The following is a 24,802-nucleotide window of genomic DNA, read 5'->3' on the forward strand; positions in this document are numbered from 1 at the left end:
GCGGATCTCGACGTAGAACGGGTTGTTCCGGCGCAGCTGGTCCTTCAAGTACGCGTTGACGCGCTTGCGGACCTCCTTGAGGTCCTCGGTCTTCACGAAGAGGACCATGTTCTGCTGCACGAACTCGACCGGCACCTTGTAGGTGATGAAGCGGACGTGCTCCTTGTCCGCCTGCAGCTTCGCGGCGATGTCGTCGGCGACCTTCTTGAGCGTGGTCTCGCTGTCGGCGCGGAAGGCCAGCATGAGGTAGCCGCTGCCACCGACCATGTCGATGACGCGCTTGACCTCCTTCACCTCGGGCAGGTCCTGCGAGATGAGGTCGAGCTGGTTGGAGTTGATGGTCAGCTTCGTGGTGCCCCAAAGCGACACGCCGAACAGTGCGAGGATCGCGAGGAGGACGAGCCCAGGCCTGCGGACCAGCAGGCCGGCATAGGCGAGAGCAAGGCGCGGCGGCTTGTGAGAGGAGTCACTCATTCGGCCGCGGACCCTACCGGAGAACGGACCCCATCAGAAGCGCGGCGAGAGCCCTCGGCTGCCCGTCCGCCCATGTTTTCAGTCAGGGTGGATTCACGGCCTGTCCCGGCCCCACGGGAAAGGACTCACGCCCGAGGGGGAAGCAGGAAGGCAAGGGGCTCGCGCAGCAGGCGAGCACCCATGAGCCGCACCAGCCGCAGCACCTCCGACACGGGCACGTCCCGGGCGCGCAGGGCCACCGCGAGGGCGAGCGAGAAGGACACCCCGAAGTTGATGACGAGGGTGATGCCGATGCCGGCCACGGCCGCGAGGAAGTCCGGCCGCAGCACGCCCTCGGCCCCCAGCGCGAAGCCGGCCAGGCACAGCTGCCCGAAGGACAGCGTCACGTGCCGCACGTCCAGCGGCAGCCCGAAGAAGGCGCCCACCACCGGCGGCAGCGCCAGCAGCACGCCGATGCTCACGTTGCCGCCCAGCCCGGCGATGTGGTGCGCGAAGACGTCCGAGAGCTTCTTCGCCCGGGCCTCGCCCAACGCCCGCCGAAGCACGCGGTGGTGCGCGAGTGCCTCGGGGAGGCGGCGGTACACCGCCCAGTTCTCCAGCCACCCGGCCACGAGACTGGAGAGCCACAGCAGCGCGCCCGTGAGCGCCGCGTAGAAGATGGTGCCGCTGTGCCAGGGGTGGAGCGCGTCCACCACGTAGTGCGCCTGGGCCTCGTTGAGCAGCGGGCGCCCCTTCCACCACGCGAAGGCCAGGGACAGCCCCACCGCCGCCGGCAACACGGTGCCCATGTTCCCCAGCGCCGTGGCGAGCTGCGAGCGGACGATGCGCGGAATCAGCTCCATGAGGTGTGACAGCCGCCCGGCCGTGCCCCGCTGGCCGATGGCACTGCCCAGCGTGGCCGCCGTCATGGACGGCTGCTTGGTGGCCAGCGCCGAGCCCGTCGCCTGCATGACGAGGAAGCTGGCGACATAGGTGCCCGCGAGCGCCAGCCCGAAGAAGAAGGGAGCGAGCGCCAGCGTGGCCGCGTACAGCTTGAGGATGGCGGTGACGGCGGTGATGAGCCCGCCGCCCGCGGCCGCGTGCACCATGCGGTGGTACTCGTCCCGCGTGGTGGTGATGTAGTGCTCGCCCGAGTGGCCCGCGCGTTCAATCACCTTGCGCGCCAGCAGCCGCGCGTCACTCGCCAGCAGCGCCCGCACCGAGCGGTCCGCGTGGGCCCGGCGCAGCAGGTCCGCCACCAGGGCGAGCCCCTCGCGCCAGCGCGCCTCACCGGGCGCCGCGCCCAGCACCCGGGCGATGGCCTCCATGCGCTCGAGGCTCCGGCGGATGCGCTCCAGCCGGTACACCAGGTCCACGCTCACCCCGTACTGCTCGAGGTGGCTGGAGACGATGGCCACCACCTGCCGGCACTCCTCCACCACGTCGCCCAGCTCCCGCAGCGAGTCCGGCGCCGCGTCGCGCGCCTGCACGCCCTCGCACACCCGGCGCAGCTTCAGGAAGGGCGAGGCGCGGAAGGACACCTCCGGACAGCGCTCCCTCACGTCCTCCGCCAGGCCAAGCGCCGCCGTCTGCACCGACAGCAGGCCCAGCGCGTCCACCAGGTCCGTGCGCACCACCTGCTCCGGTGCTCGCGCGGGAGGGGGGGCCTCGCCGCTCACCAGCGTGGAGAGGCGGGCCAGCAGCGCGGGCGGCAGCGCTTCCCACCAGTCCGCGTCCTCGGGCACCGGAAAGAGGCGCAGCAGCAACTCGGAGAGCTGATGGTCCGCGGGCGGGGAGGGGAGCAGGTGCCGCGCGAGCCGATCCGACACCTCGCCGAGGAAGCCCAGTCCGGCGGGCAGGCCCACCTGCGAGAAGAGCTTCAACCCGCTCGTGCCGGCCATCACCTCGCGCACCAGGGCGGCCACGGGCTCGCGGGACGTGGCCCGCGCTTCCAGTACGCGCACGAGCAGTGCGAGCCGCGTCACCACCCCGGGGGCTTCGGGCTCGTCGGGCGCCCTCAAGCCGAGTGCGGGCCGGGGCTCGCGCAGCCAGGCGACGCATCGCTCCACCCACTCCAGGCGGGCTTCCAGGCCCTCCTCGGGCACATCGGCCAGCAGCCGCTGGAGGTCGCGCACGGCGGGGTGGCCCGGGGCACGCGGGGCGAACTCGACGCAGAAGGCGTCCACCTCGCGGGAGGAACGCCCTTCACGGACGGGGGCTGGCTGGGGGAGGGGAGCGGACATCGGCCAGTCTCTCGGCGAGGGGGGCGCACAGGGTACGTTCCCGCGCGCCCGCCTCAAACCGACTTCGCCTCCGGGCGCCCGTCCGCTCGGCCCCGGAGCGCGGTGGAGGACCGCTGCGCGACGACTACTTGCCGTTGATCTCGGCTTCCTTCGCGCGCATGAGCTTCAGCAGGTTGTCCCAGCCGCCCTGCGCCATGATGGGCCGGATCTGGTCATCGCGGATGCCGGTGAGCATCGAGTCGCCGAGCACCGACACGTCCAGCACCTTCCAGGTGCCCTGCTCCTTCACCACCGAGTACTGCAGCTTCATCTCCTGCTTCTTCAGCGGGTGCTCGATGACGACGGTGGACTTCACCTGCGCCTTCTCGCCCTCGATGGCCGGGTCCTCGTAGGTGATGGAGGCGAGGTTCTTGAAGTTCTCGCGCACCTTGGGGAAGGCAATCTTGGAGAAGAGGCTGTTGAAGAGCCGGGTGAACTCCTTGCGCTGGGCGTCGGTGCCCTTGTCCCACTCGTCACCGAGCAGGAAGCGGCCCTGGGCCTCGTTGGCGAGCTGCTTGAGGGCGAGGTCGTCCTTGCTGTAGCGCACGGACTGGACGACGGTCTTCACCGGCTTGGCGATGGGCTCGTTGGGGGCGGCGAGCGCCGGCATCGCGAGCGAGAGGGTGGCCAGCAGGGCAAGGGAGCGGAGGCGGAGGTTCATTCAAGTCCTTCCTGGGGGAATGACGGTTTCTGTAACCCAGAGCAACGGCCGGGCGCGCGCGAAATTCACGCCGCACCCCGGTGGAGGATGCGGGGGGCGGCTCGCCCGCCAGGTGGGTCCACGGTGCAATTCCCGAGGGGTCTTCTGGGTTTGACTCCTCTAGAGCTCAACGTCTAGTGTGCCCGCGTTTCACGCCGACGCGGCGCGCAGTACCTCCCCAAAGCCGTACCTCGAAGAAGACATGCCGACCGACTACCTGTTCACCTCCGAATCCGTCACCGAAGGGCACCCGGACAAGATCGCTGACCAGATCTCCGACGGCGTGCTGGACGCCATCCTCTCCAAGGATCCCCAGGGCCGCGTGGCCGTGGAGACCCTGGTGAAGACGGGCCTGGCCATCGTCGCTGGCGAGGTGACCACCAACTGTTACGTCGACATCCCCAAGATCGTCCGCAGCACCATCTGCCGCATCGGCTACACCGACAGCTCCATGGGCTATGACGGCCACACGTGCGGCGTCATGGTGGCCATCGAGGGCCAGAGCCAGGACATCGCCCGGGGCGTGGACAACAAGAAGGAGCAGGGCGCCGGCGACCAGGGCATGATGTTCGGCTTCGCCTGCGACGAGACGCCGGAGTTCATGCCGGCCCCCATCCACTACGCCCACGCGCTCACCAGGCGCCTGGCCGACGTGCGCCGCAAGACGCACGACTGGCTGCGCCCGGACGGCAAGAGCCAGGTCACCGTCGAGTACCGCAACGGCCGCCCGGTGCGCATCGACGCGGTGGTGGTGTCCACGCAGCACTCGGACGACATCTCCAACAAGCGCATCCACGAGGCGATCCGCGAGGACGTCATCGCCAAGGCGCTGCCCAAGAAGCTCATCGACGCCAAGACGAAGATCTACATCAACCCCACCGGGCGCTTCGTCATCGGCGGCCCCATGGGTGACTCGGGCGTGACGGGCCGGAAGATCATCGTCGACACCTACGGCGGCATGGGCCGTCACGGTGGCGGCGCGTTCTCGGGCAAGGACCCGTCCAAGGTGGACCGCTCGGCCGCGTACATGGGCCGCTACATCGCCAAGAACGTGGTGGCCGCGGGCCTCGCGCGCCGCTGCGAGGTGCAGGTGTCCTACGCCATCGGCGTGGCGGACCCCGTGAGCGTGCTGGTGGAGACCTTCGGCACGGCCACCGTCCCCGAGGAGAAGATCGTCGCGGCCATCAAGGCGACGTTCGGCCTCAAGCCGCGCGAAATCACCGAGCACCTGGACCTGCTGCGGCCCATCTACCAGAAGACCGCCGCGTACGGTCACTTCGGCCGCGCCGAGAAGGAGTTCACCTGGGAGCGCACCGACAAGAAGGACGCCCTGCGTGAGGCGGTCGGTCCCGCCGCCGCCCGCCTGAAGGCCGTCTGACTCTAGCGAGCCGGTGAAGTTCGAAACGCGCGTGGGTCCTCAGGGGCTCACGCGCGTTTTCTTTTCCCGCTCCATCGCGTCGTAGGTGGCGGTCTTGTAGGCCTCGGAGAGCGTGGGGTAGTTGAAGCACGTCTCCACGAAGAGGCGCGCGCTGGCGCCCGTCATCAGCGCCACCAGCCCCACGTGCACCAGCTCCGAGGCCTGCTCGCCCAGCACGTGCACGCCGAGCAGCCGCAGGTCCTCGCGCCGGAAGAGCAGCTTCAGCAGGCCCTCGGACTCGCCGATGATTTGACCGCGCGCGTTGGTGGAGAAGGCGGCCCGGCCCACCACGTAGGGGATGTCCCGGGCCTTGAGCGACTCCTCCGTCTCGCCCGCCATGGACACCTCGGGGATGGTGTAGATGCCGTAGGGCAGCACCGGCGCCATCCGGTTCGGCTCCTCGAGCTCGAAGGCGTGCATCACCGCGATGCGCGCCTGCTCCATCGACGTGGACGCCAGCGCGGGGAAGCCGATGACGTCCCCCGCCGCGTAGATGCCGGGCACCGCCGTCTGGTACTCGGGCCCCACCTCCACCTGGCCGCGCTGGCCCAGCTTCACGCCCACCGCCTCCAGGCCCAGCCCCGCCGTGTTCGCCGAGCGCCCCGCGGCCACCAGCACCTGCTCCACCTCCAGCTGCTCGCCATCCTTCAGCGTCAGCCGGATGGGGGCCGTGGGCTCGGGGGGCACCTCCACCGCCTCCACCGTGTGCCCCAGCCGCATCCGCACCCCGAGCGACTCCATGCGCCGCCGCAACAGCGCGGAGAGCTCGTCGTCCAGGAAGGGCAGCAGCTCCGCCTTCGGGTCCACCAACGTCACCTGAATGCCGAGCGCGGCGAACATGCACGCGTACTCGCAGCCGATGACGCCCGCGCCCACCACCACCAGCGTCCGCGGCAGCCCGGAGATCTCCAGCAGCTCGTCCGAGTCGTGGATGCGCGCGTCCTCGAAGGGGTACAGCGGTGGCCGGTAGGGCGCGGAGCCGGTGGCCACCAGGATGACGTCCGCCGTCAGCCGCCGCTCCGGCTCACCCTCGCTCCGCACCACCACCGTGTGCGCGTCCGCCAGCGAGCCCCGGCCGTACACCAGCTCCACCCCATGGCGCTTCAGGTTCTCGAGGATGCGCTCGCGCTCGATGCCCTTCACCCGGCGCTCGCGGTAGAGGAAGTCCGAGACGGTGGCCTCGTGGCGCAGCGTCGTCTCCACACCGTACAGGCCGCGCTGGCGGAAGCCCGAGAGGTACAGCGCCGTCTCGCGCAGCGTCTTGGAGGGCAGGGTGCCGGTGTTGGCCGCCGTGCCACCGGGCACCGGCTCACGCTCCACCACCGCCACCCGCTTGCCGTGCAGCGCCGCGTGCACCGCGCCCTTCTCGCCCGCAGGGCCCGAACCAATCACCACCAGATCGAAATCCGCCATGCCCCGGACGCTATGCGAGCCGTCCGGTACGACGGAAGGGCCCTCCGTGGCCCGGCTCGCTCAGAGCACCCCGAGCCTTCATCCGCTCGCGTGGCTTCGTGCTTCAATGCGCGCCATGACTCCCTCTTGATGTCCTTCGCGTTCGACCTGGGGTCCTGAGCGCCCCGCCCGCACTCCGGGTGCATCCGGCCAGGGGGAGATGACGCGAGGGAGGGGGGACGCTACAACCCGGGGATGCCCGTCTTCGGACTTTCGGCCCTGAGCGCGCTCTGGCTCGCGGCGGTGGATGCGCCCGTCACCTCGGTCACCGTCTACAGCGACCGTGCTCGCGTGGTGCGCACGGCCCGGGTGAGCCTCTCCGGCTCCCAGCGCGTGGAGTTGCCCCTGCTGTATGGCTCGGTGGACCCCGCCAGCATCCGCGTCGAGGCCCAGGGCGCCGAGGTGACCCGGGTGGACCTCCGCCCGGTGCGGTCCGATGCCCTGCCCGCCACCGCGGCCCGCAAGCTCGTCACCGAGCTGGAGCGGCTCGATGACCAGCTCGCCCAGGTCCGCGCCGAGCGCGAGGCCTATACCGCCCAGCTCTCCGCGCTCGCCGAGGTGCGGCCCACCGTCTCCGAGCAGGGCGATGCCCCCGTGCCCGCTCCCGCCAACGCGAAGGGGCCCCGGCAGGAGACTTCCCGGCTCGATGCCTCCGGCTGGCGCGCCGCCGCCGACTTCGTGGTGGAGGCCACCGCCCGTTTCCAGGCGAAGCTGCGCGAGGTGACCCAGCGCGAGGAGGCGTTGGATAGAGAGCTCGCGCGGCGGGTGCGGGAAGCGCGGCAGCTCGGCGGCGTGCCCTCGCGCTCGGGCCTGGAGGTCGTCCCCACGCTGTCGGGCCAGGGCTCCGCGACGCTCACGCTCACCTACGTCACCACGGGCGCGCGCTGGTACCCCTCCTACGAGCTGCGGCTCGAGCCCGAGTCCAACCGCGTGCAGGTGGCCGTCTCCGGGCGCGTCAGCCAGGAGACCGGCGAGGACTGGGAGGACTCGGCGCTCACGCTCAGCACCGCCCTGCCCGCCACCACCACCGTCGCACCGCGGCTCGCCACCTGGAAGATCGGCCAGCGCGAGCGCTTCATTCCCACGCCCGCGCCGCTCGCCGACTCCTGGCGTGCCCCGCCGCCCGCTCCGCCCCCGCCCCTCGAGGCGCCCGATGAGGACGCGCGGCTGCGAGACAGACTCCTCTCGCTCAGCAGCGGCGCCAACGCGAATGCTCCCCCACCTACGTCAACGCCGACCGGGGAGTCCCAGCCGCCGGAGGCTGGCTCCGAGGAGATCGTCGTCGCGGGGAAGCCACCGACCATCGATATCGGCTCGACCAGCGCGGGCGTCAACGTGGACCAGGACTTCACCCGGCGTGTCCCGAGCAACAGGCCGGGCGCGGCGCGTTCCTCCGAGGAGCTGGCCACGCCCGAGTCCACCTCGGTGGCCGCGAGTGGAGGGGCGGTGCCCGTGGGCCTCGCGCCGCCGGAGAGCTGGAGGCCGCCCGTGTTGGACCCGAACCTGCCCGCCTCGCTCGCGGGCGGCTATGCCCTGGCCTTCCCCGCGCAGCGGCGCGAGACGGTGCGCAGCGGCAAGGGCGAGCGGCGCGTGCCCCTCTTCACCGAGACGTGGCCGGTGCAGGTGGAGCGCAAGCTCTACCCCGCGCTCACGTCCAATGCCTTCCTCGTGGCGGAGCTGCGCAGCCCGTCCAAGCAGGTCATGCCCGGCGGCGAGGCGCAGCTCTTCGTCGGGGCGGACCCCTCGGGCCAGGCGCGGCTCTCGCTGGTGTCTCCGGGCGAGCCCTTCACCCTGCCGCTCGGCATCGACTCGGCGGTGCGCCCGGTGCGCAACGTGAAGCTTGTGACGAGCGAGAAGGGCCTCATCGGCAAGGACGAGCTCACCGAGTACCTCGTCACCATCGAGGTGGCCAACCCGTACCCCTTCCCCCTGCCCGTGCGCATCCACGACCAGTGGCCGCTGTCGCGCAGCCAGGAACTGGAGGTGAAGCTCGTGCGCACCGAGCCCCATGCCGAGCAGGACCCGGCCCAGGGCACGCTGGAGTGGCGCCTGTCGGTGCCGCCCTCGGAGAAGCAGGGGGTGTCCTTCCTGTACACCGTCCGCCACCCCAAGGGCTGGCGCCTCGAGCAGTCCCAGTCCAACTGAGGAGCCGCCATGCACACCCTGCCCCTGATGATGCTGGCGCTCGTCGCCCCCGCGAAGGTGTCCTCCGTCGTCGTCTATCCGGACCGCGCCCTGGTGACGCGGGTGGAGACGGTGGCGTGCTCCGGCCGCGCGCTCGCCCTCTTCGAGTCCGTGCCGCCCGCCGCGGACCCCTCCAGCTTCCGCGCCCGCTCCGAGGACGCCACCGTGGAGAGCCTCGTCGCCGAGGAGCGCTCCCTGCGAGGCAGCTTCGGCCCCGGGCTCGAGGCGCTGCGCAAGAAGCGCGAGGCCCTGGAGCGCGACATGGCGGAGCTGGTGGATGCCCGCGCGCGCGCCCAGTCCCTGCAGCAGCTCGGTGAGAGCCTCACCGATGTGGCCGTGAAGCGGGTGGCGCGCGAGCTCACCGAGCCCCGGCCGGATACTCGCGCCTGGACGCAGGCCCTCGACACCGCGCTGGACGCCCGGCTGCGCGCGGCCTCCGAGGTCTCCGCCCGCTCGGCCCGCATGCGCGAGGTGCAACGCGAGCTGGACTCGCTGAGCGAGCGCGAGTCGTTCCTCACCGCCTCGGCCGAGCGCCTGGAGCGGCGGGTGGAGGTGCGGCTGACGTGTCCCTCCGAGGGCCGCGCCCGCGTGGAGTTGCAGTACGTGGTGGGCGGCGCGGGGTGGGCTCCCGCCTACGAGGCGCGTGCCGACGAGGCGGCCGGCCAGGTGGAGCTGTCCACCTTCGCCACCGTGCACCAGGCCACCGGCGAGGACTGGAGCGGGGTGCGGCTGGCGCTCTCCACCGCCCGGCCGCGCGCCAACGCGACGCCGCCGGAGCTGACGCCCCTGACGCTGAACGCCTGGGAGCGGCGCGCCGAGCGCAAGGTGCTGGTGCGCCGCGACGAGGAGCAGCAGCACGCCCAGGCCGGAGGGCAGACGCCGGGGGAGACGGAGGGCGGGTTGCGCACGGCCTCGCAGGGCATCTCCGTGCAGCTGCTGGTGCCCGAGCTGGCGCAGGTGTCCGGTGACGGCACGGCCGTGCGGCTGCGCGTGGCGCGCACGAAGCTGAAGTCCTCCTTCGTCTGGCGCGCCGTGCCCAAGCTGCACCCGGTGGTGTTCCGCGTGGCGAGCCTCACCAATGGCGCGCCCTTCCCGCTGCTGCCGGGGCCGGTGGACCTGTTCCGTGGCTCGGGCTTCATCGGCCGCCAGCCGCTGGAGCAGGTGCCCCAGGGCGGCGCCTTCCAGCTCACCTTCGGCCTCGAGGAGTCGCTGCGCGCCGAGCGCGTGGTGGTGCAGGAGATCGCCCGCGACGAGGGCCTCTTCGGCGGCCGGCGCCGCTTCCACTACGCCTACCGCTTCAACCTGGCCAACTACCGCCAGCGCCCCGAGGTGGTGGAGGTGGCCGAGCACCTCCCCGTCTCCGAGCTCGACGACGTGAAGGTGGAGCTGGACACCGGGAAGACCACCGGGGGCTACGCGCTCGACTCCATGGATGGCATCGCCACCTGGAAGCTGACGCTCGCCCCCGCCGAGCAGCGCTCCGTGGACCTCGTCTTCCACGTGGACGTGCCCTCCAGCTACGACATGGACGGGCTGTAGAGGAGGGGAGGGAGGCGGGCGAGCCTTCTCCGGCTCGTCCTCCACCTCCCTCGGTGTGGTTGTCTGTCGACGCGGGGTCCGCATCTTCCCACCCAGGGAGGATGTCCCTCAATGAAGCTCGCCCGCTCGCTCTTCCTGCAGCAATTCCTTCTGGTCAATGCCCTCGCGCTGTTGGTCGCCACCGGGTGTGAGGCGCGCACCCGGGAGCATGGGCAATCCCAGCCACCCTGGCAGCAGCAGCGCGTGGCCCAGGCTCAAGCGGATTCGAGCAAGCAAGCGGAGCAGGGCTCGCCTCCAGCTGCCGCTCCGAAGGACCAGGGGCCTGGCACGGGCGGCACCGGCTCGCAGCAGCCGCGGACACAAGCGCCCCAGCCTCCGGCGCATGAGGCGGCGACGGGAGGCTCCGGGCAGACGATGTCCATCGCGGACCTGGTGGACGCGGTGAAGGACGCGGTCGTCAACGTGGATGTCCAGGCCCGCGCGCCCGCCTCGGAAGGCATGCCGAGCGATCTCTTCGAGCGCTTCTTCGGAGGCCAGGGCGCACCGGGCGAGCAGGGCGGGCAGGGCGGGCAGGGCGGGCAGGGCTTCCCCGAGCCGCATGAGCGCATCCAGCAGGGCGAGGGCTCGGGCTTCATCATCGACCCGAACGGGCTCGTCCTCACCAACAACCACGTGGTGGAGAACGCCATCGACATCCGGGTCCGCCTCAACGACGGCCGCGAGTTCGACGGCAAGGTGCTCGGGAGGGATCCGCTCACCGATCTGGCCCTCGTGAAGCTGCAGGGCGACGCGAAGAACCTGCCGTCGGTGCGGCTCGGCAACTCGGATGACATCCGCGTGGGCGACGCGGTGGTGGCCATCGGCAACCCGTTCGGCCTCACCTCCAGCGTCAGCGCCGGCATCCTCTCGGCGCGTGCGCGCGACATCCAGGCGGGGCCCTACGACAACTTCCTGCAGACGGACGCCGCCATCAATCCAGGCAACTCGGGCGGACCGCTCTTCAACATGCGCGGCGAGGTGATTGGCATCAACACCGCCATCGTCGGCGGGGGCACGGGCATCGGCTTCGCCGTGCCCTCCAACATGGCCAAGGCGATGCTGTCCCAGCTGGAGAAGGGGAAGATCCGCCGCGGCTGGCTGGGCGTGTCGGTGCAGGACCTGACGCCGGAGCTCGCCCAGGCGCTCAACGTGCCGGCGCGCAAGGGTGCCATCGTCACCGATGTGCAGGCCGACACTCCCTCGGCCCGGGCCGGCCTCAAGCAGGATGACGTCATCACCGCCATCAACGGCACGGCCCTCGAGTCCTCGCGCGGCCTCACCCGCGACATCGGCTTCCGCTCGCCCGGGGACACCGTGAAGCTCACCGTCTTCCGCAACGGCAAGCAGCAGGAGATGCAGGTGAAGCTCGGCGAGCGCCCGGACCTGGAGGGCGTCTCCACGGCGCCCGAGGGCAGCCACGAGGAGGACACCGGCCGCAAGCTGGGGCTGCGCCTGCAGGAGGTGGATCCCCGCCTGGCGCCGGGAGTCAAACAGGGCGCGATGATCATCGACGTGGACCCCGGCTCGCCCGCGGATCGCGCGGGCCTGCAGCCCGGCATGGTCGTCGTCGAGGCCGCGGGCAAGCCGGTGAAGAGCCCGCGCGAGTTCGCTCAAGTTGTCCGCGCCCAGAAGCCCGGCTCCGTGCTGCTGCTGCGCATCCAGATGGGCGACAACCGGCTGCTGCGCGCCCTCACGATTCCCGAAGGCAAGTGATCCACGGTCCAGGCCCTCTCACCTTCCAAGTGAGAGGGCCCGGGCGAAGTGGTCTCTAACCGACAGCCTCCCCACATCGCCTCTTCTCCATCCGCCTCGAACGGGCCACAAAAGCAACCCCATTGCGCGCTCACCACGGCGTGCCAGACCCCCCGTAGGCCATGGCCCAGAACATCCTCCGCAGGAACAACGTCAAAGTCTCGGGAAGGGGAACCCAGCCCATCCTGTTCGCGCACGGCTTCGGCTGTGATCAGAACATGTGGCGCTTCGTGGCTCCCGCGTTCGAGGACGACTACCGCGTCGCCCTGTTCGACTATGTCGGCTCCGGCCGCTCGGACCTCGGCGCGTACAACGCCGAGCGCTACTCCAGCCTGAATGGCTACGCGCAGGATGTCCTCGACATCTGCGAGGCGCTCGAGCTGGAGGACGTCATCTTCGTCGGGCACTCGGTGAGCGGGATGATCGGCGTGCTGGCAGCCATCCAGCAGCCCCGGCGCTTCCAGCGCCTCGTGCTCGTGAGCCCCTCGCCGCGCTACATCAACGACGCCGGTTACGTGGGCGGCTTCGAGCACCGCGACATCCAGGAGCTGCTCGAGACGATGGACAAGAACTACATCGGCTGGGCGGACTTCCTGGCGCCCAGGGTGATGAAGAACCCGGACCGGCCGGAGCTCACCACGGAGCTCACCGAGAGCTTCTGCTCCACGGACCCCACCATCGCCCGGCGTTTCGCCGAGGTGACGTTCTTCTCGGACAACCGGGGCGACCTGCCCAAGCTGACGGTCCCCTCGCTCATCCTCCAGTGCTCGGAGGACGTGATCGCCCCCACGGCGGTGGGCGAGTACCTCCACCGCCACCTGGCCCGCAGCACCCTGCGCGTCATGAAGGCGAAGGGCCACTGCCCCCACATGAGCGCTCCCGAGGAGACCCGTGGGCTCATCCGCGAATACCTGCACCCCGCTTAGGCCCATGGCCACCAGTCCCATGGACGACCTGTTGAGCTTCGCGCCTTGCGGGCTCTTCTCGTTCACCGATGACGGCGTCCTCGTGGCCGTCAACGACACGCTGAGCGAGGTGCTCGGCTACTCCCGCGAGCAGTTGCTGGGCCGTCCGGTGGACTCGTTCCTGACGCTGGCGAGCCGCATGTTCTTCCAGACGCACTTCTTCCCGCTGCTGCGGCTGCACGGGAAGGTGGAGGAGCTCTACCTCTCGTTGCGCACCCAGGGCGGCGCGTCCGTTCCCGTGCTCATCAACGCCGTGCGCAAGGAGCGTGAGCAGGGGCTCGTCAACCACTGCGCCTTCATGCCGGTGCGTGGGCGCGAGAAGTTCGAGGACGAGCTGCTCAAGGCCCGGCGCGTGGCGGAAGAAGCGCTGCGCGGCAACGAGGCGCTGAACCGGGCCCGGCAGGAGCTGGAGGAGCATGCACGGGAGCTCGATCAGAAGCTCACCGAGCTGGAGCAGCACAACCGGGAGCTCTCCCGGGCGAGCTACATCCTCTCCCATGACCTGCGCGAGCCGGTGCGCAAGCTCTCCATGTTCGCGTGCCTCTTCACCCGCGAGGATCGCGAGGGGCTGTCGCTGACGGGCCAGCGCTCACTCGAGCGCATCAAGACCGTCAGCGCGAAGCTGGAGCAGCTCGTCCTGGCGCTCCATCAGCTCGTGGTGCTGGACGTGTCGGAAGAGCCCCTCGAGGAGGTGGAGCTGCTCGAGGTGGTGGAAAATGCCCGGCAGCGGGTGACCGAGATGAACGGACCCGGGTCGGTGACGCTGCGGTGCGCGACGTTGCCCGTCATCCAGGGCCGGCGCCGCCAGCTGATGATGTTGTTCTACCAGCTGTTCGACAACGCGACGAAGTTCCGCAAGCCCGAGGCCTTCCCGCGGATAGAGCTCGAGTGTCAGCTCATCCAGCAAAACAGCTTCCGGAGCATGAAGGACCGGTACCGCTACACGGACTTCGTCCGCATCGTCTTCGCGGACAACGGTAGGGGTTTCGACAACAAGTACCGCGACTACGTCTTCGAGGTGCTGAGGAAGTTGGATCCGAGCACCCCGGGCGTCGGCATCGGGCTGTCGTTGTGCCGCAAGGTGGCGGAGAAGCACCATGGCTCCATCTCGGTCGAGTCGGAGCCGGGCGTTGGCACCCGCTTCACGATTCTCCTGCCCCTGCGGCAGTCGGAAAATCCGCCAGGGTGAGGGCCTCCATCGGCTTGGAGAGCGAGCCGGGCGCGAGCGCTTCTCCAGAGAAGTAGCGCCAGCCCGTGCCGTCGTGGCGGAACGAGGAGCACTCGACGAAGGAGAGGTTCCTGCCCAGCTGGAAGACGCGGGCGTGGAAGAGCACCAGGGACGTGCCCTTCTCGTCCGTCAGCCGCCGGTCCAATATCCGCAGCCCCGGGTACTGGTGGGAGCCGGCCACGGCGCGCAGCTCGCGCACGATTTCGTCATGGCTCCGGGCGCGGTCCGGGTGCTCCGGGTGCAGCGTGCGCCAGAGGTATTCCACCTCGCGCCTGGCGAAGGCACTGTAGCGCGAGCGCATGAGGACCTCGGCATCGGGGGCCTCGGCCTGGCCGCGGTGGTATCTGGCACAGCACTGGCTGTAGCGCACGCCGGAGGAGCAGGGACAGAGGGGGACGGGGGGCATGGGCGGTTCCTGGACGACACGGGCCCTGCGAAGGCCCTTGCTGCCCCGCAGGGTAGCGCATACATCCGGTTCCCCACACATATGAGTCTCCTTCAAGCCATCGTCCTCGGGCTGGTGCAGGGGTTGACCGAGTTCCTGCCCATCAGCTCCACCGCGCACCTGCGCATCGTCCCGGAGCTGTTCGGCTGGCCGGACCCGGGAGCGGCCTACTCGGCCGTCATCCAGCTGGGCACCGTGGCCGCCGTGCTCATCTACTTCCGCCAGGATCTCGTCTCGCTCACCCGTGCCTTCTTCCAGGGCCTGGTGAAACGCGAGCCCTTCGGCACCACCGACTCGCGCCTCGCCTGGTTCGTGCTCATCGGCACGCTGCCCATCGGCATCCTGGGGCTGGCCTTCAAGAAGCGGATTGAATCGGACCTGCGCTCGCTCTACGTCATCTCCGCCAGCCTCATCGTGCTGGCCGGGGTGCTCTTCGTCGTCGAGCGCCTCGCCTCGCACAAGCGCACCGTGGACGACATGCGCTGGCGCGATGGCCTCATCGTCGGGCTGTGGCAGGCGCTGGCCCTCATCCCCGGCTCCTCGCGCTCGGGCACCACGCTCACCGGGGGCCTGTCATTGGGGCTACGGCGCGAGGACGCGGCACGTTATTCCTTCCTGCTCTCCATCCCCGCCACCACCCTGGCCGGCATCTTCGAGCTCAAGCACCTGCTGGAGGCCACGGAGCGCCCCTCGGCCGCGGCCCTCTGGGTGGGCACGCTGGTGGCCTTCGGCTCGGGCATGGCCGCCATCTCCTGGTTGTTGAGCTATCTGCGCAAGCGCTCCACGCTCGTCTTCATCGGCTACCGGGTGGTGCTGGGCGTGGTGCTGTTGGTGCTGCTGCACAACGGCGTGCTGCACCCGGGCTCCGGGCTGGAGAACACGGACACCCCGGCGAAGCCCCTGAAGGTCCCCGTGGAGAAGCAGCTGACGGAGTAGCCGTGAATCCCCTCTTCGACGCCCTCGAGAACCACCTCGCCTCCCGGGCTCCCCGGGCCCTCCACCTGCCCGGGCTCGTGCTGCGCGAGGCCGCGGTGCTGGTGCCCCTGCTCCTGCGCGAGGGCACCCCGCACATCGTCTTCACCAAGCGTCCCACCACGCTGCGCCACCACGCCGGCCAGTACTCCTTCCCCGGTGGCTCGAGGGACCCGGAGGACACCACGCCGCTGCACACCGCGCTGCGCGAGACGCGCGAGGAGCTGGGGATTGATGTCTCCGGGGTGCGCGTGCTCGGCGCCCTGGACGAGGTGCCCACGCTCACCGAGTTCCGCATCCAACCCTTCGTGGGCGTCATCCCCCAGGGCCTGGAGTACCGGCCCAACCCGGACGAGGTGGAGTTCGTCCTCGAGGTGCCGCTCCCGCACCTGATGGAGCCGGCCATCCGCCGCACCGAGCGTCGCGCCGTGCGGGGCATGGAGTACGACGTGGACTTCTATACCTACGGCACCCACGTCATCTGGGGCGCCACCGGCCGGATTCTGCGCGACCTGCTGCGGCTGGCCGCCGAACTGTCCTCTCCTCCCCCCTCCCGCTGAAGGGTGGCGAGCGGGGTGGAGGGGTCTTTGGTATGATTCCCGGAGTCTCGTCCCAACGAGATTTCCATGCTTCCGCATCCGTTCCTCCACCCAACCGTCTGCTGAGCGCTCGTTCGCCTGTCCCAGGTGTGTCCAGGCACGAGGAATGCCCACCCGCTGGTGGTAGGGTGGGGCCACGTGCCGGTGTGGCTCGGAGCCCCCATGGCCAGGATTCTCATCGTCGATGATGAAGTGCATGTCGTCGGAGCCCTCCGCCGCCTGTTGCGGCGCGAGGGCTTCTCCATCGAGGTGGCGCTCAATGGCGAGGAAGCCATCGAGAAGCTCGCCTCCTTCCCGGCGGACGTCGTCATCTCCGACTTCCGCATGCGGGGGATGAACGGGCTGGAGTTGCTCGGGCAGGTGGTGCGCCTCGCGCCCAAGGCCGTCCGGGTGCTCATCTCCGGCCACGCGGATCTATCCACCGGCGGCGGGCAGCCCGGGGTCATCTCCCATTTCATCAGCAAGCCGTGGGACGATGACCGGCTCATCGCCGACGTCCGCGCGCTCCTCGGCGGCCAGGGCTCCGTCTCCTCGGGACCCTGAGCGGGCCCCCGTCCCATCCGAATGGAAGCGGAAGCGAATCAGGCCACGGTGGACGCGGACCCCGAGCGGGTCCACCAGGGCATCCAACCGCTGGTGGGCGTGGGCCCGCTGATGCTCAACCTCCTGCTCCTCGTGTGGTTCTGGGGCCAGTGGGACGTGGTGCTCGGGCTGACGGCCCTCTTCGCGGGCGGCACCCTGTTCCTCGTGTTCGCCGTCGAGCGGCTCGCCCAGCGCTTCGGCCGCTCCGTGGCCGAGTCGGCGCGGATATTGGTCAACGGGGGAGGCATCGCACTGGGGGGCGTGCTCACCGATTGGCCGCCGATGGTGTGGCTCGCGGTGCCGCTCAACATGCTCTGGTTCCACGGGGGGGACCGGTGGGTGCGCCCGCGCATGGCGCTCTACCTGGTGGGGGTGAACGCGGTGGCGTTGAGCACCGGCGGCGACCTGGCGCTGGCCCTGGCCTGTGACGTGTTCTGCGTGTCGGCCTACCTGGTGTCGGAGCGGCGGGCCCTGCTGCTGCGCGAGATGCTGGAGAAGGCGGCGCGGCAGCGCGAGGAGCTGGAGAAGACGCACCAGGAGCTGCAGCAGATGCACCAGCGGGCGCTCGAGCGCGAGCGGCTCTCCAGCCTGGGCATGCTGGCGGCGGGCGTGGCGCACGAAATCAACAACCCGATGAGCTTCGTGACGAGCAACGTCAACTCGATGCTCCGGGACATCCGCGACGAGCAGAACCTGTCGGCGCTGATGCAGGAGTACCGGGACGACGTGCTCCCGGCCACGCTGGACGGCATCCGGCGGGTGAACTCCATCGTCGCGGACCTGCGCCGCTTCGCGCGCGGGGACCCCGAGGCCCACAGCAGCTACGACTTCGACGCCGAGGTGGAGACGGCGCTGAGAATCGCGCACGGCCAGCTGGGCCACGTGCGGGTGGAGAAGGCGCTGGGCGGGGTGGGGGTGGTGGTGGGCCGTCCGCGGCAGATCGTCCAGGTGCTGGTGAACCTGCTGGTGAACGCGGGGCAGGCCACCGCGTCCGGAGGGCGGGTGAGCGTCACCACGCGGCGCGAGGGCGAGTCCATCCACGTGGAGGTGCGTGACACCGGCTCGGGCATGACGGAGGAGACGAAGCGCCACCTCTTCGAGCCCTTCTTCACCACCAAGCCCGCCGGAGAGGGCACGGGGCTGGGGCTGTCGGTGGTGCACGGCATCGTGAAGTCCCACGGCGGCCGCGTCGAGGTGGAGAGCGAGCTGGGCCAGGGCACGTGCTTCCGGTTGCGCCTGCCGCTCGTGCCGGTGCTCGCGTACGAGCCGTCCACGGACGGGGGCATGCGGCGGCGCCCGGTCTGACGCGGCCCGGGGTTGGCGGAGGGCGGGCAGGGGAGGCTATGCTCGCCCGTGTGCCCTCCGGCGTTTCACGCCCGGTAAAAAGACGTGACTTGGATTAACCCCCCAGGTCCAGGCCGTTTGGAGGGGACCCTGTCGAGAGGACTCGCGGAATGCTCCTGGCCTCCCCCCACGGCGTACCCCCCAACGCGGTTTCCTCCCTGAACGAGGGGAGTGCCGAGTCCGAAGCACGCCACGCCTGGGAGGTCCTGACCCGGGCGCTGGCCTGCTACACCGGACTGCTGCGGATGCTGCGCTCGCCGCGTTGGAAGCGGCTGCTGCGCACGCACCCGGACCGGCTGCGGGAGGCGCGGGAGCTCGAGGCCGATGTGCGCGAGCTGCTGGAGGACGGGGGTTCCCACGGGTTGCTGCGCCTGCAGCGCAAGCGGTTGGAGGCGCTGGCGCGCAAGCGGCTGGCCCACTTCACCCGGCGGCAGGGCACGTCGCTGCTCGAGGTGCTCGGCCGGATGGAGACGCTGCTGCGCGAGCCCCTGCCTCAGCCCCCCGGGCACGACGAGCCCGTGCTGCTCGAGGGCACCCAGGGCTGGCGCCAGGTGCTGTCCTGGCCGGGCTCGTGGGTGTTGGCGCTGTTCGTCATCACCAACCGCCACGGGCTGGAGCGGCACGGCAATCCGGCGCCGCTGCTCGTCGTGGGCGGCGCCCTGGCGCTCTACTTCCACCTGCGGTGCTCGGGGCGGTTCTGGCTCACCTCGAAGCGGCTGATGTGGCAGCCGCGCGTCGGCGAGCCGGTGCAGGTGTCGCTCGAGTCCATCGCGCCCGGAGGCATCACCGCGCTGCCGGCGTGGGGCACGGTACGTGTGGAGGGGGACCGGGTGCTCACGGTGCGCCATGCGGGCCGGGCCGGGGTGTTGGCCGCGCTGCTGGACCTGCACCGCCGCTCGCCCTTCCTCGGCGAGGTGGATGGCACGCCGCGGGTGCGCGAGGTGTCCGTGCTTCCGGCGATGAGCGCCCCGGAGCGCTCGCGGACCGGACAGCGGGCGGAGCCCGGGGTGGCGGTGCTGCGGCCCGACTACGCCGCCTTCCTGCCGGCCCACCGCTATGCCGAGGTGTTCCGCCTGCTCGCGGGCCCGGACGCGCCGAGCCCCGACGCGGACGTGACGATGGAACTGCTGGTGGAGCAGCTGCGGCTGCTGCCCGAGGCCGACTTCGACGTGCGCATGCGGCAGGTCGTGGCGGCCAGCGGTGGGGAGCTGTGGTTCGCGGACGAGGTGCGTCCGGGCACGGCTTCCGGGAGCGGGCCGGTGTACCGGCTGGCAGGCCGCGGCGTGGGCATGGAAGTGCGCTCGGACTCCGCCCAGGCCGAGGTCACGGACCGCATCGTGCGCCGCTGGGCGGCGTGACTCAGAACTGGAAGTAGACGTACGGGCGCGTCTCCACCGACGTCAGGTGGCGCACTCCGAGTCCCACCAGCACCAGCACCACGGCGCGCACCGGCACCGGCAGCCGCACGAAGATGTCGCCCGCCTTGTGGAACCAGCGCAGCGGCGTCATATGGCTCACCGCCGCCACCGCGAGGATCGACCACACGAGCGTGCTCACGTTGGCCAGCCCCAGCGTGCCCTCGAAGAGGCGCCCGAACATCTCCCCCGCACGCCCCAGCGTCGGCGAGCGGAAGACGATGCGCGTGAGCACCACCACCAGGAACGTGGCCACCCAGCCAATCCCCGCGCGCACCTTCGCCACCGGGCCCTCCGTCGGCGGCTTCCCCGTCACCCACCACCACACGCGGATGATGCACTCCATCACTCCGTGCGCGAGGCCCCAGATGACGAAGCGCCAGTCCGCTCCATGCCACAGGCCGCCCAACCCCATGGTGATCATCAGGTTGAGCAGTGCCCTCGGCTTGGAGACGCGGTTGCCGCCCAGCGGCCGGTAGAGGTAGTCGCGCAGCCAGTGGGACAGGCTGATGTGCCAGCGGCTCCAGAAGTCGAAGAGGTTCGTCGCCAGGTAGGGACGGTTGAAGTTCTCCTCGAACTTGAAGCCGAAGAGCGCCGCCGTGCCGATGGCGATGTCCGAGTACGCCGAGAAGTCGAAGTAGAGCTCGAAGCTGTAGGCCACCGCCGCCACGAAGCACTCGGCCGACGTGTACGCCGAGGGCGTGGCGAACACCGGATCCACCAGGCCACTGCCCAGCACGTCCGCGATGACCAGCTTCTTCGCCAGTCCCACCGCAATGCGGTACAGGCCCTGGCCGCCCTGCTCGGCCGTGATGGAGGGCACCTCGTCGAAGCGCTCGATGAGGTGCGAGGCGCGCACGATGGGGCCCGCCACCAGGTGCGGGAAGAAGAGCAGGTAGAGCAGGTGCTCGAAGAAGGTGCGCTCCTTCGCAATCTGCCCGCGGTAGCTGTCCAGCACGTAGCTGAGCGCCTGGAAGGTGAAGAAGGACAGGCCCACCGGCAGCAGCAGCTTGAAGGGCTCGGTGCGCACGTGCACGCCCAGCGGGCCGAGCAGCGATACCGCCGTCTCGCGGAACATGTCCGCGTACTTGAAGACGACCAGCACCCCGAGCGTGCTGACGATGGACACCGTGAGCAGCGCCTTGCGCGCCCCGGGCGACTGCAAGCGCCCGAAGCCCTTGATGCACAGGTGATTGATGGCCGTGGCCCCGAAGAAGAGCAGCAGCGGCCACGGCGTCCACATCGAATAGAAGATGATGCTCGCCACCATCAACACGCCCAGCCGCGCCCACTTGTGGCGGTGCACCGACCAGTACAGGGCGAGCGTGACGGTGAGGAAGAAGACGAACTGGAGGCTGTGGAAGTACACGTCAGCGGCCTTCCGAGGCGAGCTCCGGTGGCTGGGCCTTGAAGGACTCGTAGGCCGCCAGCAGATCAGAGAGGAACATGCCCGCGAGCTTCTCGTAGCCCTCGGGCGTCAGGTGGGTGCCGTCCGTGTGGCCCAGCCCCTCGTGCTGCCAACGCGTCATGCCGCCCGCGCCCATGGCCGCCCGCGCGGACCAGTACGCGCAGCCCTGGGCCTTCGCCACCTCGGGCAGCGCCTTCACCACGCGGGCGAGCGCGGGCGCTTCCTCCCACGTGCCGTCCGGACGCTGCTGCATCCGGTCGGTGGTGCCGATGAGGAGGCACTCGGCGCCGCCCGCGTCCTTCTTCAGGCGGGCGATGAGGGCGCCGTACTCGGTGCGCAGCTTGTCCGCGTCCAGGTCCGCCAGGGCGCTCTCGTTGGTGCCGTACCAGAAGACGAGCAGTTGCGGCTTGCGCGAGGAGAGCTGCGCGGCGAGTGCCACCGGATCCTCGCTGGCGAGCGTGGCGGCGGTGGAGCCCGGCAGGCCCGCGGCGTCGTAGGCGATGCCCTTCTGCTCGAGGTCCAACGCCGCGCCGAGCACGGTGAGCGAGCCCCCGCCCTGGTTGAGCACCTCCACCTCGTGGGCGGGGCCGGTGACGGGGAAGGAGCGGATGCGCACCGTGGGCGTGGCGAAGGGCTCGGGCGGAGGCGGCTCGGGAGGCACGGGGCTGCCGTCCACCTTCAGCTCCATCTTCCCGGAGCCGGGCCCGTCCAGCCAGTAGAGCGAGAGCCGCGCGGGAGGTGTGGCGGCGGCGGTGCAACCATCGCAGTAGCGGATGCGCAGCGAGGCCCCGGGCGCACCCACCGCGCGGATGCCACTCAGGCCCCAGGCCTGTCCCGGCGTGGTGGCCTGTAGCGCGTCCTCCACCGTCCACTCACCCACCAGCTCGCGCACCACGCCCGCGGGCTTCAGCCGGTCCGACGCCTTGCCCGCGGCGATGAAGCCGCGCCCGGCGTCACCGAAGCGCTTCGTCATCGCGTTGCGCACCGCGTCCGTGAAGAAGTGCGAGGCCGTGTGCGAGGCGCCCAGCTGGAGGAAGCCCACCCGCGTGTTCTCGCCCTTCTCCAGCGAGGCCAGGCGCGAGAAGGTGCCGGTGAGCGTCTTCTCTCCGTTCTGCAGGCCCGCGGCGTCCAGGGCGGTGCGCGGCGGGTGGCTCGCGGCATAGGCGCGCTGGATGGCCAGGTCGAAGAGGTGCCCCAGCAGGTCCGAGCCCTTCGAGCGCGGGTGGATGAGGTCCTCGTTGAGCATGCCGGCCGACAGCCAGCGGATGGCCGCGCCCTCTCCGCCCATGGCGTTGAGCGCGTCCCAGTAGGCGCAGCCGCCCTCCTTCGCCACCTCGCGGAAGATGTCCGCCACCATGCGCGAGCCCCGGCGCGGAATCAGCTCGCCGCCCATGGTGCGCACGGCCGCGTCGATGGGCGACCAGACGAGGCACGCGGCGTCCGGCACGGACTCGCGCACCAGCTTCACCAGCGACTCGGCCTCCTGCTTGATTTCCTCGGGCTTCGTCCAGTCGCGCGAGAGCCGGAAGGCCTCGTTGCCGCCGAACATGAGCACCACCAGCGACGGCTTGCGCTGGCGCAGCTGCGAGCGGAAGAAGGGCCGGTGCGTGCGCAGGAAGACGCCCGCGTACGCGCCCGGCAGGCCGATGGTGTCGTACACCACGCCCGGGTTGCCGTTCTCCAGCGAGACGCCGTGCAGCTCCACCTTGCCCTTCGTCTTGAGCGTCAGCGTCTTGGCGCCCTCGGGCAGCTTCACCTTCGCGTAGGCCACCTCGGCCGGCGTCCAGCGCGTCTGCACCTTCTGCAGTGGCTTGCCGTCCGCGGACACCTGCACGGAGCCGCCACCCGGCTGGGCGAGGAAGAAGATTTCCGCCGTATGCGCGTCCTCGACAGCGAAGCGCACGTCCTGGGGGCCCGCGTTGCCCGCGGCGAAGGCCACGCCGGTGAAGGGCAGCCGGTCCTTGGGCGGCGCGCGGTCGATGATGCGGGTGAACTCCCAGCCCTCGGAGGCCACGCCGGCGCGCACGCCGCGGCCCGAGCGGGTGGGGCGGTCGATGTAGAGGAAGCCCTTGCCGCCCGAGCCGTGGCGGTCCTGCAGCCGCACGCGCGCCACGTCGGTGATGTGGTCCGAGGCGATCAGCGAGTCGCCCAGGTGCTCCACGCGCACGGGCTGCGTCCGGATGCCGTCGTGCAGGGCCTGCAGCGCGTCGAAGAAGGGGGCCAGTCCGCTCTCCTCGCACCCCGAGGTGCCCATGCGGCGGCAGCCGGGCTCGAGGTCCACGTGCAGGGCGCCCATCTTCTCGCGCAGGGCCTCCATGCGCAGCGCGTTGTCGTGCATGGCGGGGCCCAGGCCCGCGAGCCCCAGCGAGTCGGAGACGGCGAGGGTGGGCGGAGGCTCCTCGGCGGCGGTGCCGGTGCCCGCGTCGGTGCCATCGGCCTGCGCCACCTCCTCCTCGGGCACCTCCTCCTCGGGGAGGGCGGGAATCTGCGGCGAGCCCCGGCCGGTGTCGGGCTCCACGCCCACGGCCTTGCGCTTGGAGGCGGCGCTGGAGGTGGTGACGAGCGCGACGAGCTGCGGCACCACCGGCCCCTGCGCGAGGCTGGGAATGGGGCGCCACGCCTCCGGCAGCGGGGCCAGGGACAGCCCGACCGCGAGCGCCAGCGTGACGGCGAGCGTCAACAACACCGATGTGTGCTTGGACTCCAACGCGCCCGGCATGAGACTGGCTTTTCGGGACGGGGTCAAAACTCCTGCTCACGTTCGTGGGGCAGCCGGGCGGGCGAGCCTCTGGCGGTCGGCATGCGAGGCGCTATGGTGCGCCGCCCATGACCCTCCATCCCGTCATCATGGCCGGTGGTTCCGGCACCCGCTTCTGGCCCCTGTCCCGCAGGGCGCGGCCCAAGCAGTTCCTCCCCCTGGCCTCGAAGAATCCGCTCATCACCGACACCGCCTCGCGCCTCAAGGGCCTGGCCTCGGTGAAGGACACCCTCATCGTCTGCGGTCCCCTGCACGCGAAGCAGGCGGCGAAGCTGGTGAAGGGCCTGCCGAAGAAGAACCTCCTGGTGGAGCCGGTGGCGCGCAACACGGCGCCGGCCATCGCCCTGGCCGCGGTGCAGGTGGCGGCGAGGGACCCCGAGGGCATCCTCGTCGTGCTGCCCTCGGACCACCACGTGGCGGACGTGCCGGGCTTCAAGAAGACCATCGAGGAGGCGGCGCGGGTGGCCGCGCAGGGGCACCTCGTCACGCTGGGCATCAAGCCCAACCGCCCGGAGACGGGCTACGGCTACATCCAGGTGGGCGGGGCGATGCAGGGCGGTGGCCGTCAGGTGAAGGCCTTCCGCGAGAAGCCGGACACGGAGACGGCGCGGCGCTACGTGGAGTCGGGCGAGTACCTGTGGAACGCGGGCATCTTCGTCTTCCGGGCGGACGTCATCCTGAAGGCGTTCGACCAGCACATGCCGGAGATGAAGAAGGGGCTGGACGCGCTGCGCAAGGCGGCCGGCAAGCGCACCTTCGCGTCGGTGCTCAAGCGCGTGTTCCCCAAGCTGCCCTCCATCTCCATCGACTACGGCGTGATGGAGAAGGCCACCAACATCGCGGTGCTGCCCGGTGACTTCGGCTGGTCGGACGTGGGCTCCTTCGCCGCCATCCCCGAGGTGCGCCCCGCGGACGAGCACGGCAACGTCGTCTCCGGCGCCGAGGCGGTGGTGGTGGACTGCAAGGGCTGCGTGGTGCTCGCCGACAAGCGCCCGCTGACGGTGGTGGGCCTCACCGACATGGTGGTGGTGGACTCGGGCGACGCGGTGCTCGTGGTGCCCAAGGACAAGAGCCAGGACGTGCGCAAGGTGGTGGAGGCCCTCAAGGCCCGCAAGCGCGAGAAGTATCTGTAGCCCTTCGTGAAGCACGCGGCCCGGGGTGAGGCACGCCGCCCCCGGGTCCGCTGCAATGGGCACCGGGCGACAATGCCTCCGGCCAGCCCGGCGACGGAACGACGCAATCGCACTCGAGTCCGACACCCGGGGTGT

At 70.6% G+C, this 24,802-nt stretch carries 18 protein-coding genes and 1 pseudogene; 12 read left to right on the forward strand and 7 right to left on the reverse strand.

Translation table 11 applies throughout. The annotated features are described in order from the left end of the window. From ACJ8AN_RS33710 to ACJ8AN_RS33720, 3 genes and pseudogenes are all read right to left on the reverse strand, one after another. Nucleotides 1-474 (reverse strand): annotated as a pseudogene (locus ACJ8AN_RS33710) (export protein); the annotation flags it as partial. A 125-nt stretch (nt 475-599) separates the two neighbouring features. Next, nucleotides 600-2,696, reverse strand: coding sequence for a site-specific recombinase (locus tag ACJ8AN_RS33715; protein WP_407759661.1), 2,097 nt, complete (start codon nt 2,694-2,696; stop codon nt 600-602). 124 nt (nt 2,697-2,820) lie between these two features. Further along, complete coding sequence (locus ACJ8AN_RS33720) at nt 2,821-3,396, reverse strand: ABC transporter substrate-binding protein (RefSeq protein WP_407759662.1); 576 nt, start codon at nt 3,394-3,396, stop codon at nt 2,821-2,823. A 241-nt stretch (nt 3,397-3,637) separates the two neighbouring features. On the opposite strand from ACJ8AN_RS33720, the gene metK reads away from it, so the two are divergent. Beyond that, complete coding sequence (metK, locus tag ACJ8AN_RS33725; protein ID WP_407759663.1) at nt 3,638-4,813, forward strand: methionine adenosyltransferase; 1,176 nt, start codon at nt 3,638-3,640, stop codon at nt 4,811-4,813. Between the two features lie 39 nt (nt 4,814-4,852). On the opposite strand, the gene sthA is transcribed toward metK, so the two are convergent. Further along, nucleotides 4,853-6,265: a Si-specific NAD(P)(+) transhydrogenase gene (sthA, locus tag ACJ8AN_RS33730; RefSeq protein WP_407759664.1), complete on the reverse strand. Its 1,413-nt coding sequence runs from the start codon at nt 6,263-6,265 to the stop codon at nt 4,853-4,855. A gap of 234 nt (nt 6,266-6,499) precedes the next feature. Between sthA and ACJ8AN_RS33735 the strand changes: the two genes are divergently transcribed. The 5 genes from ACJ8AN_RS33735 (at nt 6,500) to ACJ8AN_RS33755 (ending at nt 13,972) form a co-directional block, all read left to right on the forward strand. After that, nucleotides 6,500-8,449, forward strand: coding sequence for a mucoidy inhibitor MuiA family protein (locus tag ACJ8AN_RS33735; protein ID WP_407759665.1), 1,950 nt, complete (start codon nt 6,500-6,502; stop codon nt 8,447-8,449). A gap of 9 nt (nt 8,450-8,458) precedes the next feature. Then, entirely contained in the window at nt 8,459-10,027 is a 1,569-nt protein-coding gene (locus ACJ8AN_RS33740; protein ID WP_407759666.1) for a mucoidy inhibitor MuiA family protein, read from the forward strand. Between the two features lie 111 nt (nt 10,028-10,138). Beyond that, on the forward strand, nt 10,139-11,779 hold the full coding sequence (locus tag ACJ8AN_RS33745; RefSeq protein ID WP_407759667.1) for a Do family serine endopeptidase: 1,641 nt from the start codon (nt 10,139-10,141) through the stop codon (nt 11,777-11,779). A 161-nt stretch (nt 11,780-11,940) separates the two neighbouring features. Continuing rightward, nucleotides 11,941-12,744 (forward strand): alpha/beta fold hydrolase, encoded by an 804-nt coding sequence (locus ACJ8AN_RS33750; protein WP_407759668.1) that lies wholly within the window; start codon nt 11,941-11,943, stop codon nt 12,742-12,744. Between the two features lie 4 nt (nt 12,745-12,748). Further along, nucleotides 12,749-13,972 (forward strand): sensor histidine kinase, encoded by a 1,224-nt coding sequence (locus tag ACJ8AN_RS33755; protein WP_407759669.1) that lies wholly within the window; start codon nt 12,749-12,751, stop codon nt 13,970-13,972. Here the strand turns inward: ACJ8AN_RS33755 and ACJ8AN_RS33760 are convergent. Then, nucleotides 13,926-14,417 carry a YchJ family protein gene (locus tag ACJ8AN_RS33760; RefSeq protein ID WP_407759670.1) on the reverse strand — a complete coding sequence of 164 codons (492 nt, stop codon included), beginning with the start codon at nt 14,415-14,417 and terminating at the stop codon, nt 13,926-13,928. The genes ACJ8AN_RS33755 and ACJ8AN_RS33760 overlap by 47 nt on opposite strands. An 81-nt stretch (nt 14,418-14,498) precedes the next feature. On the opposite strand from ACJ8AN_RS33760, the gene ACJ8AN_RS33765 reads away from it, so the two are divergent. From ACJ8AN_RS33765 to ACJ8AN_RS33785, 5 genes are all read left to right on the forward strand, one after another. Further along, nucleotides 14,499-15,392 (forward strand): undecaprenyl-diphosphate phosphatase, encoded by an 894-nt coding sequence (locus ACJ8AN_RS33765; RefSeq protein WP_407759671.1) that lies wholly within the window; start codon nt 14,499-14,501, stop codon nt 15,390-15,392. A 2-nt stretch (nt 15,393-15,394) separates the two neighbouring features. Next, a complete protein-coding gene (locus ACJ8AN_RS33770) occupies nt 15,395-15,988 on the forward strand; it encodes a CoA pyrophosphatase (protein ID WP_407759672.1) in 594 nt (197 codons plus the stop codon). 201 nt (nt 15,989-16,189) lie between these two features. Continuing rightward, nucleotides 16,190-16,570, forward strand: a complete 381-nt coding sequence (locus tag ACJ8AN_RS33775) for a response regulator (protein WP_407759673.1) — start codon at nt 16,190-16,192, stop codon at nt 16,568-16,570. Nucleotides 16,571-16,591: 21 nt separating this feature from the next. Then, nucleotides 16,592-17,914, forward strand: coding sequence for a sensor histidine kinase (locus tag ACJ8AN_RS33780; protein WP_407759674.1), 1,323 nt, complete (start codon nt 16,592-16,594; stop codon nt 17,912-17,914). Between the two features lie 149 nt (nt 17,915-18,063). After that, the gene (locus ACJ8AN_RS33785) at nt 18,064-19,311 is read left to right on the forward strand and encodes a hypothetical protein (protein ID WP_407759675.1); all 1,248 of its coding nucleotides are present in this window, start codon (nt 18,064-18,066) and stop codon (nt 19,309-19,311) included. Between the two features lies 1 nt (nt 19,312). Here ACJ8AN_RS33785 and ACJ8AN_RS33790 read toward each other — a convergent pair whose 3' ends face one another. Both ACJ8AN_RS33790 and ACJ8AN_RS33795 read right to left on the reverse strand, forming a co-directional pair. Continuing rightward, entirely contained in the window at nt 19,313-20,737 is a 1,425-nt protein-coding gene (locus ACJ8AN_RS33790; protein WP_407759676.1) for an MBOAT family O-acyltransferase, read from the reverse strand. A gap of 1 nt (nt 20,738) precedes the next feature. Next, on the reverse strand, nt 20,739-23,495 hold the full coding sequence (locus ACJ8AN_RS33795) for a GDSL-type esterase/lipase family protein (RefSeq protein ID WP_407759677.1): 2,757 nt from the start codon (nt 23,493-23,495) through the stop codon (nt 20,739-20,741). 107 nt (nt 23,496-23,602) lie between these two features. Here ACJ8AN_RS33795 and ACJ8AN_RS33800 point away from each other — a divergent pair, with 107 nt between their 5' ends. Then, on the forward strand, nt 23,603-24,667 hold the full coding sequence (locus ACJ8AN_RS33800) for a mannose-1-phosphate guanylyltransferase (protein ID WP_407759678.1): 1,065 nt from the start codon (nt 23,603-23,605) through the stop codon (nt 24,665-24,667). The last annotated feature ends 135 nt before the right edge of the window (nt 24,668-24,802 follow it).

Source organism: Archangium sp., assembly GCF_045802675.1.
GTDB lineage: Bacteria > Myxococcota > Myxococcia > Myxococcales > Myxococcaceae > Archangium.

Excerpts from the sequence above, each read along its gene's own strand:
- ACJ8AN_RS33715 (WP_407759661.1), bottom strand. The coding sequence starts at position 2,696 with ATGTCCGCTCCCCTCCCCCAGCCAGCCCCCGTCCGTGAAGGGCGTTCC.
- ACJ8AN_RS33720 (WP_407759662.1), bottom strand. The coding sequence starts at position 3,396 with ATGAACCTCCGCCTCCGCTCCCTTGCCCTGCTGGCCACCCTCTCGCTC.
- metK (WP_407759663.1), top strand. The coding sequence starts at position 3,638 with ATGCCGACCGACTACCTGTTCACCTCCGAATCCGTCACCGAAGGGCAC.
- sthA (WP_407759664.1), bottom strand. The coding sequence starts at position 6,265 with ATGGCGGATTTCGATCTGGTGGTGATTGGTTCGGGCCCTGCGGGCGAG.
- ACJ8AN_RS33735 (WP_407759665.1), top strand. The coding sequence starts at position 6,500 with ATGCCCGTCTTCGGACTTTCGGCCCTGAGCGCGCTCTGGCTCGCGGCG.
- ACJ8AN_RS33740 (WP_407759666.1), top strand. The coding sequence starts at position 8,459 with ATGCACACCCTGCCCCTGATGATGCTGGCGCTCGTCGCCCCCGCGAAG.
- ACJ8AN_RS33745 (WP_407759667.1), top strand. The coding sequence starts at position 10,139 with ATGAAGCTCGCCCGCTCGCTCTTCCTGCAGCAATTCCTTCTGGTCAAT.
- ACJ8AN_RS33750 (WP_407759668.1), top strand. The coding sequence starts at position 11,941 with ATGGCCCAGAACATCCTCCGCAGGAACAACGTCAAAGTCTCGGGAAGG.
- ACJ8AN_RS33755 (WP_407759669.1), top strand. The coding sequence starts at position 12,749 with ATGGCCACCAGTCCCATGGACGACCTGTTGAGCTTCGCGCCTTGCGGG.
- ACJ8AN_RS33760 (WP_407759670.1), bottom strand. The coding sequence starts at position 14,417 with ATGCCCCCCGTCCCCCTCTGTCCCTGCTCCTCCGGCGTGCGCTACAGC.
- ACJ8AN_RS33765 (WP_407759671.1), top strand. The coding sequence starts at position 14,499 with ATGAGTCTCCTTCAAGCCATCGTCCTCGGGCTGGTGCAGGGGTTGACC.
- ACJ8AN_RS33775 (WP_407759673.1), top strand. The coding sequence starts at position 16,190 with ATGGCCAGGATTCTCATCGTCGATGATGAAGTGCATGTCGTCGGAGCC.
- ACJ8AN_RS33780 (WP_407759674.1), top strand. The coding sequence starts at position 16,592 with ATGGAAGCGGAAGCGAATCAGGCCACGGTGGACGCGGACCCCGAGCGG.
- ACJ8AN_RS33785 (WP_407759675.1), top strand. The coding sequence starts at position 18,064 with ATGCTCCTGGCCTCCCCCCACGGCGTACCCCCCAACGCGGTTTCCTCC.
- ACJ8AN_RS33795 (WP_407759677.1), bottom strand. The coding sequence starts at position 23,495 with ATGCCGGGCGCGTTGGAGTCCAAGCACACATCGGTGTTGTTGACGCTC.
- ACJ8AN_RS33800 (WP_407759678.1), top strand. The coding sequence starts at position 23,603 with ATGACCCTCCATCCCGTCATCATGGCCGGTGGTTCCGGCACCCGCTTC.